Source organism: Streptomyces sp. NPDC020747 (assembly GCF_044334695.1).
Taxonomy (GTDB): domain Bacteria; phylum Actinomycetota; class Actinomycetes; order Streptomycetales; family Streptomycetaceae; genus Streptomyces.
This window is the reverse complement of sequence record NZ_JBIRTJ010000003.1, coordinates 801,135-814,365: the sequence shown is the minus strand read 5'-3', so window position 1 is coordinate 814,365 and position 13,231 is coordinate 801,135. Positions and strand designations below refer to the sequence as shown.

The following is a 13,231-nucleotide window of genomic DNA, read 5'->3' as shown; positions in this document are numbered from 1 at the left end:
CCGCATCCGCAGCGAGAAAGGCATCCGCTGGGGCGGACGCCCCCTCACCACCGCAGCCTGACAAACCCGGCGAACCAACACGGTCACAGCACTAGCTGACTACGGTGCTTACGCACAGCTGCTCTTGGACCTTGGGCCGGAGGCCCGAAAGGGTCAAGAGGAGGCAGGCGGAGTCCCGGCGTACCGACTCTCCGGGAGTCTCACCCAGGACCAGCTCCGGACGGTGGACCGTCGGCTGTACGACAAGATGCGCGCGACCGGCACCAAGGATTTCGCCTGCGACGTGTGGGTCAACGAATCTGGCCGCGTAGTGCGCTTCGAGCAGTCGCTGGAGGTGTCCGGCAACTCAGCGCGCAACGTCGTGACGTTCAAGAATTTCAAGGCACCCGTGCCTGTGAGCCCACCCAAGTAGCTCCAGCCAACCATCACTCCTTGTCAAGACGGCATAGGGCGGCTGACATCAGCGGCTGACACCACCAGGGGCGAGCAGAGGCGATCGGCGCGGCCCCTCAGCGGACAGCTCGCCAAGGCGCAGGGCGATTTGAGCGACGTCGATAGCTCCCAGTGATCGACCTGACAGGGATGAGGCCGGACCTCAAAACCTGGGCAGAGCGAGCCGGCAGAGCGGCATCGGTCCCGCGCCCAGCCCCTCTTGGGAGGAGCCGCTCAGGGCGCGGGCCGGTGCGAGTCGGCGGGTCAGATCGGGACCGCCACGCCCGTGAACGTCGTTTCCGGTGTCTGTGGGCTCGTGAAGCGGGCGTTGACGAGGTAGAGGCGGTTGCCGAAGCGGGCCGCGGTTGTGGGGATGTCGAAGCGGGGGTCCGTGATCGTGCCGGTCAGGGTGGCTGTCGTGGCCTTGGCGTCGAGGTGGAACACGCTGATGAGGTTCAGGCGGTTCTGGACCACGTACAGCGTGCGGCCTGTGCGGAAGAGGCCGTCGCCGTTCACGACGTCTGTCGCGCCGACCAGGGTGATTTTGGTGGTGTGGCCCGTCCTGAGGTTCACGTTGTGGAGCTCGCCCGGGGTGCTCTTGACGACGATCAGGGCGCGGCCGTCGGGCGTGCCGACGACGCCGTTCGCGTTGTTGACGTCCGGGAGCTGAACCCAGTCGCCGGTCAGCGGCAGGGTCCGTACGGTTCCGGCTCGGCCCCGCGGTACTCCGTAGAGCGCGGCGGCGCGTGAGTCGGTGAACCAGGCGCGGTCGCCGAGGAGCGTGACGTCGTTGATGAAGTGGCCGGTCGGTTCCGTCAGTTGGTGTGTTGCGACCACTTCGCCCGTGCGGGAGTCATGGGTACGCGCCACACCTGTGTTGCCTGCCACGTACAGGAGGCCGTCGTGGTCGAGCTTCAGGCCGACGGCCACCAGGCCGGTGCCGCCCGCGAAGAGGATCCTGCCTTCGCCGGTGCGCAGGTCGGTGCGGAAGAGGGCGCCGTTGGCGCGCGAGCCCATGTACGCGTACGGCTTTCTGCCGATGGCTATCCCCTCCGGGAGGAAGCCGTCGGGGAGGGGGAACTCGGTCGGCCACGTTCCGCCGCCGGTGGCGGTGGCTGCGTTCGCCGTACCCGCGCCCGCACCCGTCGCCACCGCGAACGCGGTGAGGGCTGCGCCGCCCAGGAGGGCGCGGCGGGAAGGGTGGGGGAGCGAGTGCGCGTGCGGGTGACTGCGGGTCATGGTTGCGGGCCTCCGGGAAGAGTGGGGTGAGAGCCTTCAACTCGCTCATCCTGTCCCACACTTGGGCGCCACTTCCCCCGTACACCGGCTTTCGACAGAGGATCGACAGGTTCCACGACGTCGTCGGGGGCCTGCGCCCGGTCAGCCGTTCCAGCTCTCGTCGTACGGGTCTCGCGGGGCCTTGACCGGTTTCACCTCGGTGACGTCGAGGAACGGGATGATGCCGTCGTTCACCGGGTCCTTGGTCTGCTTGGCGGTGTACGTGCCGGTGACCTCCAGCCAGCTGTCCGGTCGCAGGACGGGAGGGATCCGGCCGGTCAGGCCGATCTTCACCGGCTGGGCGTCGGCGGCACAGCAACTGAGTGCCATACGGACCAGGTACGGGGTGCCGTCGCGGTCCAGGGCCAGCAGGCCGGCGATCTTGATGTGGCGGTGGTCGAGCGAACGGCCGTGGTCGTACGCCGCCCGGCCCGCGTAGTCGACGAGGTTCAGCCGGACCGTGTCACCGGCCGGGAGGTCCGCGAAGCCCCACGGCTGCTTCTGCAGGGCCGTGCCGGTGCGCATCGCGCTGTAGGAACCGAGGGCCGGCGGGGCCACGAGGATGAGGGCTAGGAGGGGGAGGACCAGGAGCCAGGAGATACGGGGTTCGTGGTGTACGTGGGCGTCGCCATGATCATGGTCGTGGTCGTGGTCATGAGGGTCCGCGGGGGTGCCGACTTGAGCCGGGCCGTCTGTGCGGGGCGGGGCTTCAGCCGCCGCGTCCACGGCCGTGGCTATACCCGTGCCCGTGTCCACGGCCCTGGCTATATCCGTATCCGTATCTGCGGCCGCCCCGTGGTGGTGCTCGTGCTCGTGCTCCGGCCCGTTCCCGGCGGGCGTTCGCGCGGACCGGCGTCCGTTCCCGGTGGGCGTACGATCCGCCCGGCCCTCGTTCCCGGCGGACGTACGTGCCGCCTGCCGCTCGTACCAGACCGTCGCCGCCGCCGTGGCGATCAGGACCACCCCCGCCGCCACCAGCAGCGGCTGCAACCCGGCCTTCACGTACCGCAGATAGAGGTCGGTGAGGGCGGCGTGCAGGATCGCGCCGCCGGTGAGGAAGAGGACGGCTGCCTGGGCCTGGCGGTTCACAGCAGCACCGCCCCGACCAGGGCCGAGACCAGGACGGCCAGGGCGAAGGTGGCGGGCGCGAAGCGCAGGGCGAACTCCCGGCCGAACGTGGCCGTCTGCATCGCGAAGAGCTTGAGGTCGATCATCGGGCCGACCACCAGGAACGTCAGCCGGGCCGTCAGCGAGAACTGGGTCAGGGACGCCGCCACGAACGCGTCCGCCTCGGAGCAGATGGAGAGCAGGACGGCCAGGACCGCCAGAGCGAGGACCGACACCACCGGGTTGTCGGCCGCGAGGCTCAGCCACTCCTCCGGGACCACGGCCTTGAGCGTGGCCGCGGCCATCGCGCCCACGACCAGGAAGCCGCCCGCGTGCATCACGTCGTGCCGTACGGATCCCCAGAACGCCGCGCCCTTGCCGAGGCCGTCGGACGCCGGGCGGGTCGGTGGGCGCAACCAGTCGGCGCGGCCGAGCCGTTGCCACAGCCAGCCCATCGTGCAGGCCACCAGCAGGCTCGCCACGAAACGGGCCACGACCATCTGCGGTTTCCCGGGGAACGCGACGGCCGTCGCGGTCAGCACGATCGGGTTGATCGCCGGCGCGGACAGCAGGAACGCCAGCGCCGCCGCGGGCGTGACACCCCGGCGCACCAACGCCCCGGCCACCGGTACGGACGCGCACTCGCAGCCCGGCAGCACCGCCCCGGCCATCCCCGCGACCGGCACCGCGAGAGCGGGACGGCTCGGCAGCGCGCGGGCGAAGAACGACGGCGGCACGAACACCGCGATGACCGCCGACAGCAGTACGCCGAGTACGAGGAAGGGCAGCGCCTGCACCATCACCGCGACGAACACGGTCATCCAGCTCTGCATCACCGGCGCGGACAGCGCGCCGCGGATCGGGCCCTGGAGCACGATCCCCACGAGCAGCAGCATGACCAGGACGAGGGGCGAGTTGAACTGCCAGCCCTTCCGCTCGTCCGTCTCGCGGTCCTCGATCCCGGGCGGCGCTGTGTCGGTCGTGGTCACGGGAGAGGTACCTCCGGTAGGGAAGGGCTTCGCGGTGGCTTGCCCTCCACCTTCAGTACGCCCGTTCCGGCACAGCTTCTCATCCTGATGTTCCGGCCGGACGCGCCCCTGTTCCGGCCAGCACACACGAGTGTTCCGGCCAGGCACGCCCCCCTTCCGGCCAAGGCGTGCCCGAGCCATCACTTCCTGCGGCGCAGCGCCCCGATGATCCCGGGAAGCGCACTGCCGAGTGCGACCACCGCCAGCGGGACGAAGACATCGACCCAGGGATCGCGGATCGGGCGGTACGTGGCGAAGCCCTCCTGGATCTCGATGAAGCCGATGGGCTTCGCGCCCACGCCGCCACCACCGCCACCGCCCTCGCCGGTTTTCGCGGCGCCTGCCTCGCGGCCCACTCCGGCCCCGAAGCCGAACCCGACCTTGGCGACGGGGATGACCGTGACGCCGTCCCTGGTCACGGGTTCGCCGTAGACGGCGGACACCGAGGCACGCCCGCCCAGCTTCTCGGCCAGCCGCTCCAGCAGCACGACAGCCGGGTTGCCTTTGGGGACGTCCGCAAGGACATCCGCGGGGACGCCCTCGGGCGGCTGCGCCGGTGCGGTCTCCACGGGCTTCACCGGCTCCCCCGATTCCCCCGATTCCGCGGACTCCACCGGCTGTACGGGCTCGTCGTTGGGCATCACTCGTCACCATCCTTCTGGCAGTACGGTCTGGCCGTACGGCGGTTCGGGCGGCCAGTGTCCCTCGGAACCCCTGCCTCAACTCCCTTGCGGCAGGCCCCTGTGCAACCGTCCGTGCCGGTGAGGCACTCTGTGCTGTTGTGGCGAGCCTTCCTAATCAGAGCGGGTCGGACGATCGCGGTGCGCACATGGTGGTGTGCGGGGACGATGCCCTCGCGCACCGGCTGGCGGCCGAGTTGCGTGGTGTCTACGGGGAACGGGTGACGCTGGTCGTACCGTCGGACGAGGGAACCGTACGGCCTCCGGTCGTCGGGCGGGCCCGTGCCTCGGCGCTGCTCGACCGCGTGTCGGCGGCGGTGACCCGGGCGACGGCCAACGGCGGTATCGGCGGCGGCATCGGCAACGGCGGTGGCACCGGCGGGAACGGGAACGGCGGTGACGGCGCGGCCGGCCGAGCCGCAGTCTCCTTGACCCGCGGCGCCACCACGTCTCCCCGCGGCGCCACGTCGGCGAATCGGTCCGCCACCTCCTCCGCCACCTCCGAGGAGCCGCGCCCCGCCCGCGTGTTGGAGGCCCCCGTCCTGACCGAGGCCGTGCTCGCCGAAGCCGGTGTCGAGCATGCCGCCGCGCTGGCGCTCGTCCATGACGACGACGAGACGAACATCCGCGCCGCGCTGATGGCCCGCCGCCTCAACCCCCGTCTGCGTCTGGTCGTGCGGCTCTACAACCGCCGTCTCGGCCAGCACATCGAGGCCCTCCTCGACCAGGCCTCCGCCCTGGCCATGGCGGGTATGGCGGACGCCGGGGAGGGCGCCGGAACGGATGCCGGAACGGATGCCGGAACGAACGCCGGAGAGGACGGCAGCCGACCCAGGTCCGGGCCCGGGTCCAGATCCGGGCCTGGACCCGTACTCCTCGACGCCTCCACAACCGTGCTCTCCGACGCGGACACCGCCGCGCCCGCGCTGGCGGCGACCGCGGTGGCCGGGACCAGCAAGGTCGTACAGACCGACGGGCTGATGCTCCGGGCCGTGGAACGGCATCCGCCGGGCCCCGGGGAGGTCGCCGACCCGGGCCTGTGCACGCTGGCCCTGCTCTCGGCCACGACCAACGACCCGGCCGGCGCGGACGGTTCGGAGAGCAGCGGTGAGAACGGGCCGCGGCTCCTGCCCGACGAACGCTCCGTGGCCGCCGCGACCGGCCGCGGCACCATCGTCCTGGAGACGGTGTCGTACTCCGGTCCCCCGCTCCCCGCCGGACGCAGTGTCCTGCCCTTCGGCAGGCTGTTCTCCCGGCGGCTGCGCTGGTCGTTCGCGGGCCTGGTGGCCTGTGTGGTGGCGCTCGCCGTCGCGTCCATGGTGACGACGGGCGACCATCCGCTGCACGCCACCTACCTGACCCTCCTCGATCTCTTCGCCATCAACGAACCCGCGCTCGAAGGCCCCCTCGGTCGCCAGATCCTCCAACTCCTCTCCGGTCTCGTCGGGTTGCTGCTGCTCCCCGTGCTCCTCGCCGCCGTGCTTGAGGGCCTCGGTACGTTCCGCAGCGGGACCGCGCTGCGCAAGCCGCCCCGGGGGCTCTCCGATCACGTCGTACTCCTCGGACTCGGCAAGATCGGCACCCGTGTCCTCGCCCGCCTGCGCGAACTCCACATCCCCGTCGTGTGTGTCGAGGCCGACCCCGAGGCACGCGGGCTCGCGCTGGCACGCCGGCTGCGTGTGCCCGTCGTCCTCGGTGACGTCACCCAGGAAGGCGTCCTGGAAGCCGCCAAGATCCACCGCGCGCACGCCCTGCTCGCCCTGACCAGCGCGGACACCACCAACCTGGAAGCCTCCCTGTACGCCAGGTCGGTGCGGCCCGATCTGCGCGTCGTGCTGCGGCTGTACGACGACGACTTCGCCACCGCCGTCTACCGCACCCTGCGCGCCACCCACCCGCACGCGCTCACCCGCAGCCGCAGCGTCTCCCATCTGGCCGCGCCCGCCTTCGCCGGAGCGATGATGGGCCGCCAGATCCTGGGCGCGATCCCGGTCGAACGCCGGGTCCTGCTCTTCGCCGCCCTGGACGTCGCCGGGCATCCGCACCTGGAGGGCCGTACGGTCGCCGAGGCGTTCCGCGCGGGAGCGTGGCGGGTGCTGGCCCTGGACAGCGCCTCCCCGGAGGAACGCCGGCCCGACCTGGCCACCACCCCGGCCCCCTCCCCTGGCTCGCCCGAGCGCCCGTCGGGCCTGGTCTGGGACCTGCCTCCCACCTACGTGCTCGGCTCCGAGGACCGCGTCGTCATCGCGGCCACCCGCCGGGGCCTCGCCGAACTGCTGGGACGACGCCCCCGGGGACGTACAGGCGCGTAGGGCCTGTTGCGCAGGTCCCGGGTCTGTCCCCGGGGCACGCCCCGCCCCACAATGGGCCGATGGAATTCGCCGTGTTCGCCTCCCTCCCCGGGCTGGTCATCCTGCTGACGGTCGTCGCGTTCGTCGATCAGTTGATGTTGCGGGCCGGGCGGGCCGGGGTGTTGCCCTGGCGCAACGGGGCGCGGGTCGGGCAGGTGTCGGCCACCGGCTTCGAGCAGTTGCACGGCGCGCTGTCACCGGGCAAGCAGAACGAACTCAGGGAGCGGGAGTCCGCTCTCGTGCTCCGGAACGACGAGGAGGACGGGGCGCCCCCGCACCGGACACGCGTCGACCTGGACAGCGGGATCGCGGTGCTGGTGATACGGACGCCGGCCCCAGCCCCAGCCCCAGCCCCAGCCCCAGCCCCAGCCCCAGCCCCAGCCCCAGCCCGGAACAACGGAGACGGCTCGCCTCAGTAGTGCTCCACTCGGTGGTGCTCCACGCTCAGTACCGCTCCACCAAGTGCTCCCGCCCCGCCGGGGGTTCGTACGGCTCGGGCCAGAAGTCCGTCATCGTCAGGACGCGGCCCTCCGCGTCACCCGTGAAGAACGAGATCCCGTACATCTCCTCCAGGCCCACCGTGAAGTGGACCCAGGTGACGACCTGGCCGGGCTCGGCGACTATGCGCTCGACCCGCAGGTGCCAGTCGCCCGGATACTCCCGGTTGAACCGGACAAAGCTCTCCCGCCCGCTGACGCGCTCGCGCGTCTGGGGCAGGGTGTAGACGACGTCCTCGGCGAGGGTGTCCGCGAAAGCCGTCCAGTTCCTGTCCTCGGCCGCGGCCCAGAAGCTCTCCACTGTTTCGCGCAGATCTGTCGTGTGCGGATCTGTTGTGCGCGGATCGGTCGATGAGGTCATGGCGCCATAGTGCACCCGGCCACTGACAATCGGCCCTGACCTGCACGGACCCGGACATTGCCCCTGTCGCGGTGGGCTCGATCGGCAGAGTTTTCCACAGGCTGAGGGCCTCGGGAGCGCAATGTCGTCCAGTGCGGGCAGTATGGGGCCATGACTGAGAGCAACGGGTCCGTCCCGCACGAGGGAAGCATGCCGGACTGGGAGAAGCGCTTCCGGGCGCCGCGGGTGTCCTTGCCCGACTGGGCGGAGGACGCGCCGCACCGGTCCTTGTTCGTGTCGAACGCGACAGGGACGTACGAGTTGTACGCGTGGGACCGCGAGACGGGTGACCAACGCCAGGTCACGGACCGGCCCAACGGGACGACGGACGGCGTGATGTCGCCGGACGGCGAGTGGATCTGGTGGTTCGACGACAAGGACGGCGACGAGTTCGGGGTCTGGCGACGACAGCCCTTCGCCGGGTCGGCCGGCGAGGACGGCACACCCGTTCCCGACGAGGCCGCGGCTCCCGGGCTCGCCCCCTCCTATCCCGCGGGGCTCGCACTCGGCCGGGACGGACGGACGGCGATCGTCGGCAGGTCGACCGACGAGGACGGCTCGACGATCTACGTCAGCCGGATCGGCGAGGACCCCGTCGAGGTCTACCGGCACCGCGAGTCGGCGAGTGTCGGCGATCTCTCGCACGACGGATCACTGATCGCCATCGAGCACACCGAGCACGGTGACGCGATGCACTCGGCGGTGCGGGTGCTGCGGATGGACGGCTCGGCGGTCGCGGAGCTCGACGACACCAAGGGCGGCACGGCCGAGCTCGGCCTGGAGGTGCTCGGCTTCGCCCCGGTCGACGGGGACACCCGGCTGCTCGTCGGCCATCAGCGGCGCGGCCGCTGGGAGCCGATGGTGTGGGACGCGGCGTCCGGCGAGGAGACGGACCTGGCGCTGGCCGCCCGTCTGGACGGCGACCTGAGCGCCGAGTGGTATCCGGACGGTTCCGCGCTGCTCGTGGTGAACAGCTTCGAGGCCCGCAGCGAGCTGTGGCGGTACGACCTGGCGACCCGCGGCCTGGAGCAGGTGCCCACGCCGAAGGGCACGGTGTCGGGAGCGACGGCCCGCCCGGACGGCAGCGTGGAGTACCTGTGGTCGTCTGCGGCCGAGCCGCCGGTGGTCCGCTCGACGTCCGGCGAGGTCGTCCTCGACCCGCCCGGTATGAAGGCCCCGGCGTCGGTGTCCGTCCAGGACGAGTGGGTGACCGGTCCCGGCGGCCGTATCCACGCCCTCGTCCAGCGGCCGGCCGGGGTGACGGGTCCGCTGCCGACCGTCTTCGACATCCACGGCGGCCCGACCTGGCACGACAGCGACTCGTTCGCGGCGGGCCCGGCGGCCTGGGTGGACCACGGGTACATGGTGGTCCGGGTCAACTACCGCGGCTCCACGGGCTACGGGCGTGAGTGGACGGACGCGCTCAAGCACCGGGTCGGCCTGATCGAGCTGGAGGACATCGAGGCCGTACGGGAGTGGGCGGTCTCGGCCGGTCTCGCCGACCCGGAGCGGCTGATCCTCACCGGCGGCTCCTGGGGCGGCTATCTCACGCTGCTCGGTGTCGGTATGCAGCCCGAGGCGTGGGCGCTCGGCATCGCCGCGGTGCCGGTCGCGGACTACGTGACGGCGTACCACGACGAGATGGAGGCCCTGAAGGCGATGGACCGCACGCTGCTCGGCGGCACCCCGGAGGAGGTCCCGGAGCGCTTCGAGGCGTCGTCCCCGCTGACGTACGTCGACGCGGTGAAGGCCCCGGTCTACATCTCCGCCGGGGTCAACGACCCGCGCTGCCCGATCCGTCAGGTCGAGAACTACGTGACCAGACTCGCCGCACGCGACGCCGTCCACGAGGTGTACCGCTACGACGCGGGGCACGGTTCGCTGGTCGTGGACGAGCGGATCAAGCAGGTACGTCTGGAGCTGGACTTCGCGGAGCGACACCTGGGCAGGTGAGCGCACCGGGTCCCTCGCGGGCGGGTCGGCCGAGAGGCACCCCTCGGCCGAGCCCCCCGCGAGGGCCCCGTACCTTTGGGGTTGTGTACCGGTTCCTGCTGACGCCCCGCTGGTGGGGGATCAACGTCTTCGTGCTGTTGGCCATCCCCTTCTGCATCTTCATGGGGTCATGGCAGTTGAGCCGGTTCGAGGACCGGGTCCAGGACCAGCGGAACGCCGACGAGCAGGCCACGGCGGCCAAGACGGATCCGGCCCGGCCGCTCGCCGAGCTGCTGCCCGTGGACAAGCAGACGTCGGGCAAGCAGACCACGGCGACGGGCCGGTACGGGAAGCAGTTGCTCGTGCCGGGCCGGGAGCTGGACGACAAGAGCGGCTTCTACGTGCTGACGTTGCTGCGCACCGACGACGGCAAGGCCCTGCCGGTGGTCCGGGGCTGGCTCCCCGGAACCGCTGACCCCGCGAAGGCCCCGGCCGCTCCGGCCGGTGAGGTCACCGTGACCGGCGCGCTGCAGGCGTCGGAGACACCCGGTTCGAACGGTGTGCCCGCGGCCGGTGGGCTCCCCGCCGGCCAGACCGGCGCGATCAGCTCGGCGGCGCTGGTGAACCTCGTGCCGTACGACGTGTACGACGCCTGGGTCACTCTCGCCAAGGCCGACGCGGGGATGAAGGCGGTGCCCGCGGCGGCTCCGGCGGACACGGGCCTGGACCTGAAGGCGTTCCAGAACCTGGGCTACACCGGCGAGTGGTTCGTCTTCGCGGGCTTCGTGGTCTTCATGTGGTTCCGGCTGATGCGGCGCGAGGTGGAGTTCGCGCAGGACGCGGAGCTGGGCCTTGTCGAGAGCGACGGCGAGGGTGCTCCCTCGGGCCAGGACAGCGACACCGACACTGCCGACAACACAAAGGTGTCGGCCTCTCCGACGGCCTGACAGGGCTTGACCGGAATCAACCGCCCCGGCTGATCAACCAGGGGCGCGGGGAACGGCGCAATCTTTTAGAGCCGCCGGGAACGGCGCGACCAGCCACAACTCAATCGCACCCGCACCCGCACCCAGCGAACAGCCCAGGCCCCAAGGGATCCCCAGACCTCAGGCCCCGCGACCTCAGGCCCCGCCCAGCACCCCGGTCCGGTAGACCGTCCCGGCGCACGCGTTGGACACGGTCGTGGAGACCGTCGGGCCGCCGCCCTCCGCCGAGTAGGAGACGAGGACGCTTCCGTCGGCGACGCCGTCCTCCTGCATGAGCTGCGAGCTCACGCCGCTGCTGCCCTCCGAGGCGGTACCGCCGCTGGCGCCGGTGCTGACGCTCGGCGACGGGTCGGGCGAGGGCTCCCCGCCGCCGGTGTCACCGGTGGTCGGACAGGTGCTCGACGGCACCCAGGCGAACTCGACCTCGTAGGCCGAGCCCGGCGAGAGCACCAGCGCGGCGGCGTACGTGGACTGGTCGGGCAGGCCTGCCGCCGCGTCACCCGTCGCGTGGAGGGCCGTGCCGATCGAGGACGGGCTCGCCGCACCCTGGGCGGCCAGCGCGACCGAGCCGTCGCCGGAGACCGTACAGCTGGCGGTGGAGACGTTGGTGACCCGGAAGGAGCCGTAGACCGCGCCGCTGGCGTCGGGGGAGCCGGCGCTCCCGGTGGCGCCGCCGAGCTGCATGGACGTACAGGCGGGCACGTTCGCGGAGGAGGCCGACGGTTCGGCGCCGGTGGTGCCGCTGCTGGACCCCTTGCCCTTGTCGGGCTTGTCCGTCTTGCCGCCCTTGTCCTTGTCGTTGTCCTTGCCCGAGGGGCCGCCGGAGCCGCCCCCCGTGCCGGCCTGCTTGCCCTCGTTCGTGCCGCCCTGGGTCTGCGAGGCGTTGGCCGCGATGGACGGGTCGGCATTGGGGCCGGTGGAGTTCGAGACATGGATGAGGGCCGGGACGGCCGTGCCGATGAAGAGTGCGGCGGCGGCCATGCCGACGACGGCCTGACGCTTGCGTGCCCGCCTGGCCGGTACCGCGCGCCGCAGATGGTCCAGCGTGCCGTCGGTCGGCTCGATCTCCTCGACGGCCTGGTGCAGGAGCCGCCGCAGGGCCAGTTCGTCGGACCCGAGCACCCCCGGAGCGAGACCGTCGGCGCCGAATCCGCCCGAGTCCCCCGACTCCGGGCCCGCGACAGCCTCCACGTCCGACTGGTCCGACTGGTCCGAAGGAGTGGAGCGGACCCCAGGGTCCGACTGGTCCACAGGGTCCGGCCGGCCCGGCACGCCCGAAGGGCTCGCCGGATGCGACGAGTGCGCCGAGCGCGGCGAAGCACCCGACGGGCGGTCCGCCGAGCGGCCGTCCGTGTCCGAGACACCCGATTCTTCCGGGCCCGAGTTCCCCGAGGGGCCGTGATTCACGATTCCGTTCCCAGCGTGCTGGTCATGCTCGTTGTCGTCGCCGTAGCCGCGACCGTACTCATCATGGCGTGCCCGCTCGTCTTTCGCGCTCATGCCGGGGCCTCCATGGCGACACGGAGCGCCGCGATGCCGCGCGAGCCGTACGCCTTCACCGAACCCAGCGAGATGCCGAGCGTCTCGGCGACCTGCGCCTCGGTCATGTCCGCGAAGTACCGAAGGACGAGGACCTCGCGCTGGCGCCTCTGGAGCCCCTTCATCGCCTTGATCAGGGCGTCGCGCTCCAGCAGGTCGTACGCGCCCTCCTCCGCGCTCGCCATGTCGGGCATCGGCTTGGAGAGGAGCTTCAGACCGAGGATGCGCCGGCGCAGGGCCGAACGTGACAGGTTGACGACGGTCTGCCGCAGATAGGCGAGCGTCTTCTCCTTGTCACGCACGCGCTTGCGCGCCGAGTGCACCCGGATGAAGGCCTCCTGGACGACGTCCTCGCAGGAGGCGGTGTCGTCGAGGAGGAGCGCCGCGAGACCGAGGAGCGATCTGTAGTGGGCGCGATAGGTCTCGGTGAGATGGTCGACGGTGGTGCCGGCCGCCAGGGTTTCGTCGGCGCCCTCGCGCTGGTTCGGTATGCGGGTCGGCCGCGCTGCGGGCATGGGGGCGATCACCGGCATGCCGCCGCCGGACGCGCCGGACATGCGGGGTCGGCGGGGCGGGCGCAGGGTCGTGCCCCGCGCCGCCGCAGTGAATTCGAGTACCTCAGCCACGCCAGTTGGACACGCGTCCCCCCATTGGGGTTGTACGCGACAGGCATCACTTTTGCGTCAGGCTGCACGCCAGACAGTGCGTCAAGTGCCCTCATACGTAAAAGCTCATCCCCTATGCCCCATATGAACGTGGCGTCCGACGCCCCTGAAGGGCGACCGCAAAGACGCTCCCCGCCCTCCGCGTGGTTGCGGAGAACGGGGAGGAAAATCTTCGAACGCCAGAAGCCTCGGTCGCCAGAAGCCTCGATTCAAGTGGTCCGGACCATTATCCGACCATGAAAGTCACACAGATCCTACAAACGATTCAACTTTCGACCAGAAATTTTCCGGCCCGATCCCCGTGAAGCCCCCTGAAGCCCCGTGAGCCCCGTGAAG

At 71.2% G+C, this 13,231-nt stretch carries 12 protein-coding genes; 5 read left to right on the top strand and 7 right to left on the bottom strand.

Annotated features, from left to right (window positions below; all coding sequences use genetic code 11):
* The first annotated feature begins 223 nt into the window (after positions 1–223).
* Positions 224–412, top strand: a complete 189-nt coding sequence (locus ACH4YP_RS12800) for a hypothetical protein (protein ID WP_398490526.1) — start codon at positions 224–226, stop codon at positions 410–412.
* Between the two features lie 284 nt (positions 413–696).
* On the opposite strand, the gene ACH4YP_RS12795 is transcribed toward ACH4YP_RS12800, so the two are convergent.
* From ACH4YP_RS12795 to ACH4YP_RS12780, 4 genes are all read right to left on the bottom strand, one after another.
* Positions 697–1,671: an SMP-30/gluconolactonase/LRE family protein gene (locus tag ACH4YP_RS12795; RefSeq protein WP_398490525.1), complete on the bottom strand. Its 975-nt coding sequence runs from the start codon at positions 1,669–1,671 to the stop codon at positions 697–699.
* Between the two features lie 141 nt (positions 1,672–1,812).
* A complete protein-coding gene (locus ACH4YP_RS12790) occupies positions 1,813–2,799 on the bottom strand; it encodes a TIGR03943 family putative permease subunit (protein ID WP_398490524.1) in 987 nt (328 codons plus the stop codon).
* Positions 2,796–3,806: a permease gene (locus tag ACH4YP_RS12785; RefSeq protein ID WP_398490523.1), complete on the bottom strand. Its 1,011-nt coding sequence runs from the start codon at positions 3,804–3,806 to the stop codon at positions 2,796–2,798. The genes ACH4YP_RS12790 and ACH4YP_RS12785 overlap by 4 nt, the downstream gene beginning before the upstream one ends.
* 179 nt (positions 3,807–3,985) lie before the next feature.
* A complete protein-coding gene (locus ACH4YP_RS12780; protein WP_361056303.1) occupies positions 3,986–4,486 on the bottom strand; it encodes a spore germination protein GerW family protein in 501 nt (166 codons plus the stop codon).
* Positions 4,487–4,674: 188 nt separating this feature from the next.
* Here ACH4YP_RS12780 and ACH4YP_RS12775 point away from each other — a divergent pair, with 188 nt between their 5' ends.
* Positions 4,675–6,837, top strand: a complete 2,163-nt coding sequence (locus ACH4YP_RS12775) for an NAD-binding protein (RefSeq protein WP_398490522.1) — start codon at positions 4,675–4,677, stop codon at positions 6,835–6,837.
* A 59-nt stretch (positions 6,838–6,896) separates the two neighbouring features.
* The gene (locus ACH4YP_RS12770) at positions 6,897–7,295 is read left to right on the top strand and encodes a DUF6191 domain-containing protein (RefSeq protein ID WP_398490521.1); all 399 of its coding nucleotides are present in this window, start codon (positions 6,897–6,899) and stop codon (positions 7,293–7,295) included.
* A gap of 25 nt (positions 7,296–7,320) precedes the next feature.
* On the opposite strand, the gene ACH4YP_RS12765 is transcribed toward ACH4YP_RS12770, so the two are convergent.
* Positions 7,321–7,734, bottom strand: coding sequence for a nuclear transport factor 2 family protein (locus tag ACH4YP_RS12765; RefSeq protein WP_398490520.1), 414 nt, complete (start codon positions 7,732–7,734; stop codon positions 7,321–7,323).
* Positions 7,735–7,884: 150 nt separating this feature from the next.
* On the opposite strand from ACH4YP_RS12765, the gene ACH4YP_RS12760 reads away from it, so the two are divergent.
* A complete protein-coding gene (locus ACH4YP_RS12760) occupies positions 7,885–9,726 on the top strand; it encodes a S9 family peptidase (protein WP_398490519.1) in 1,842 nt (613 codons plus the stop codon).
* Positions 9,727–9,809: 83 nt separating this feature from the next.
* Entirely contained in the window at positions 9,810–10,652 is an 843-nt protein-coding gene (locus ACH4YP_RS12755) for an SURF1 family protein (protein WP_361056288.1), read from the top strand.
* A 174-nt stretch (positions 10,653–10,826) separates the two neighbouring features.
* Here ACH4YP_RS12755 and ACH4YP_RS12750 read toward each other — a convergent pair whose 3' ends face one another.
* Positions 10,827–12,191, bottom strand: coding sequence for a hypothetical protein (locus ACH4YP_RS12750; RefSeq protein WP_398490518.1), 1,365 nt, complete (start codon positions 12,189–12,191; stop codon positions 10,827–10,829).
* Entirely contained in the window at positions 12,188–12,856 is a 669-nt protein-coding gene (locus tag ACH4YP_RS12745; RefSeq protein ID WP_143640240.1) for a SigE family RNA polymerase sigma factor, read from the bottom strand. Before ACH4YP_RS12745 ends, ACH4YP_RS12750 begins: the two co-directional genes overlap by 4 nt.
* Positions 12,857–13,231: the final 375 nt, after the last annotated feature.

Bases quoted from the DNA above. Each gene is read 5' to 3' on its own strand.
- ACH4YP_RS12765 (WP_398490520.1), bottom strand. From the start codon at position 7,734: ATGACCTCATCGACCGATCCGCGCACAACAGATCCGCACACGACAGAT.
- ACH4YP_RS12760 (WP_398490519.1), top strand. From the start codon at position 7,885: ATGACTGAGAGCAACGGGTCCGTCCCGCACGAGGGAAGCATGCCGGAC.
- ACH4YP_RS12775 (WP_398490522.1), top strand. From the start codon at position 4,675: ATGGTGGTGTGCGGGGACGATGCCCTCGCGCACCGGCTGGCGGCCGAG.
- ACH4YP_RS12770 (WP_398490521.1), top strand. From the start codon at position 6,897: ATGGAATTCGCCGTGTTCGCCTCCCTCCCCGGGCTGGTCATCCTGCTG.
- ACH4YP_RS12780 (WP_361056303.1), bottom strand. From the start codon at position 4,486: ATGCCCAACGACGAGCCCGTACAGCCGGTGGAGTCCGCGGAATCGGGG.
- ACH4YP_RS12750 (WP_398490518.1), bottom strand. From the start codon at position 12,191: ATGAGCGCGAAAGACGAGCGGGCACGCCATGATGAGTACGGTCGCGGC.
- ACH4YP_RS12795 (WP_398490525.1), bottom strand. From the start codon at position 1,671: ATGACCCGCAGTCACCCGCACGCGCACTCGCTCCCCCACCCTTCCCGC.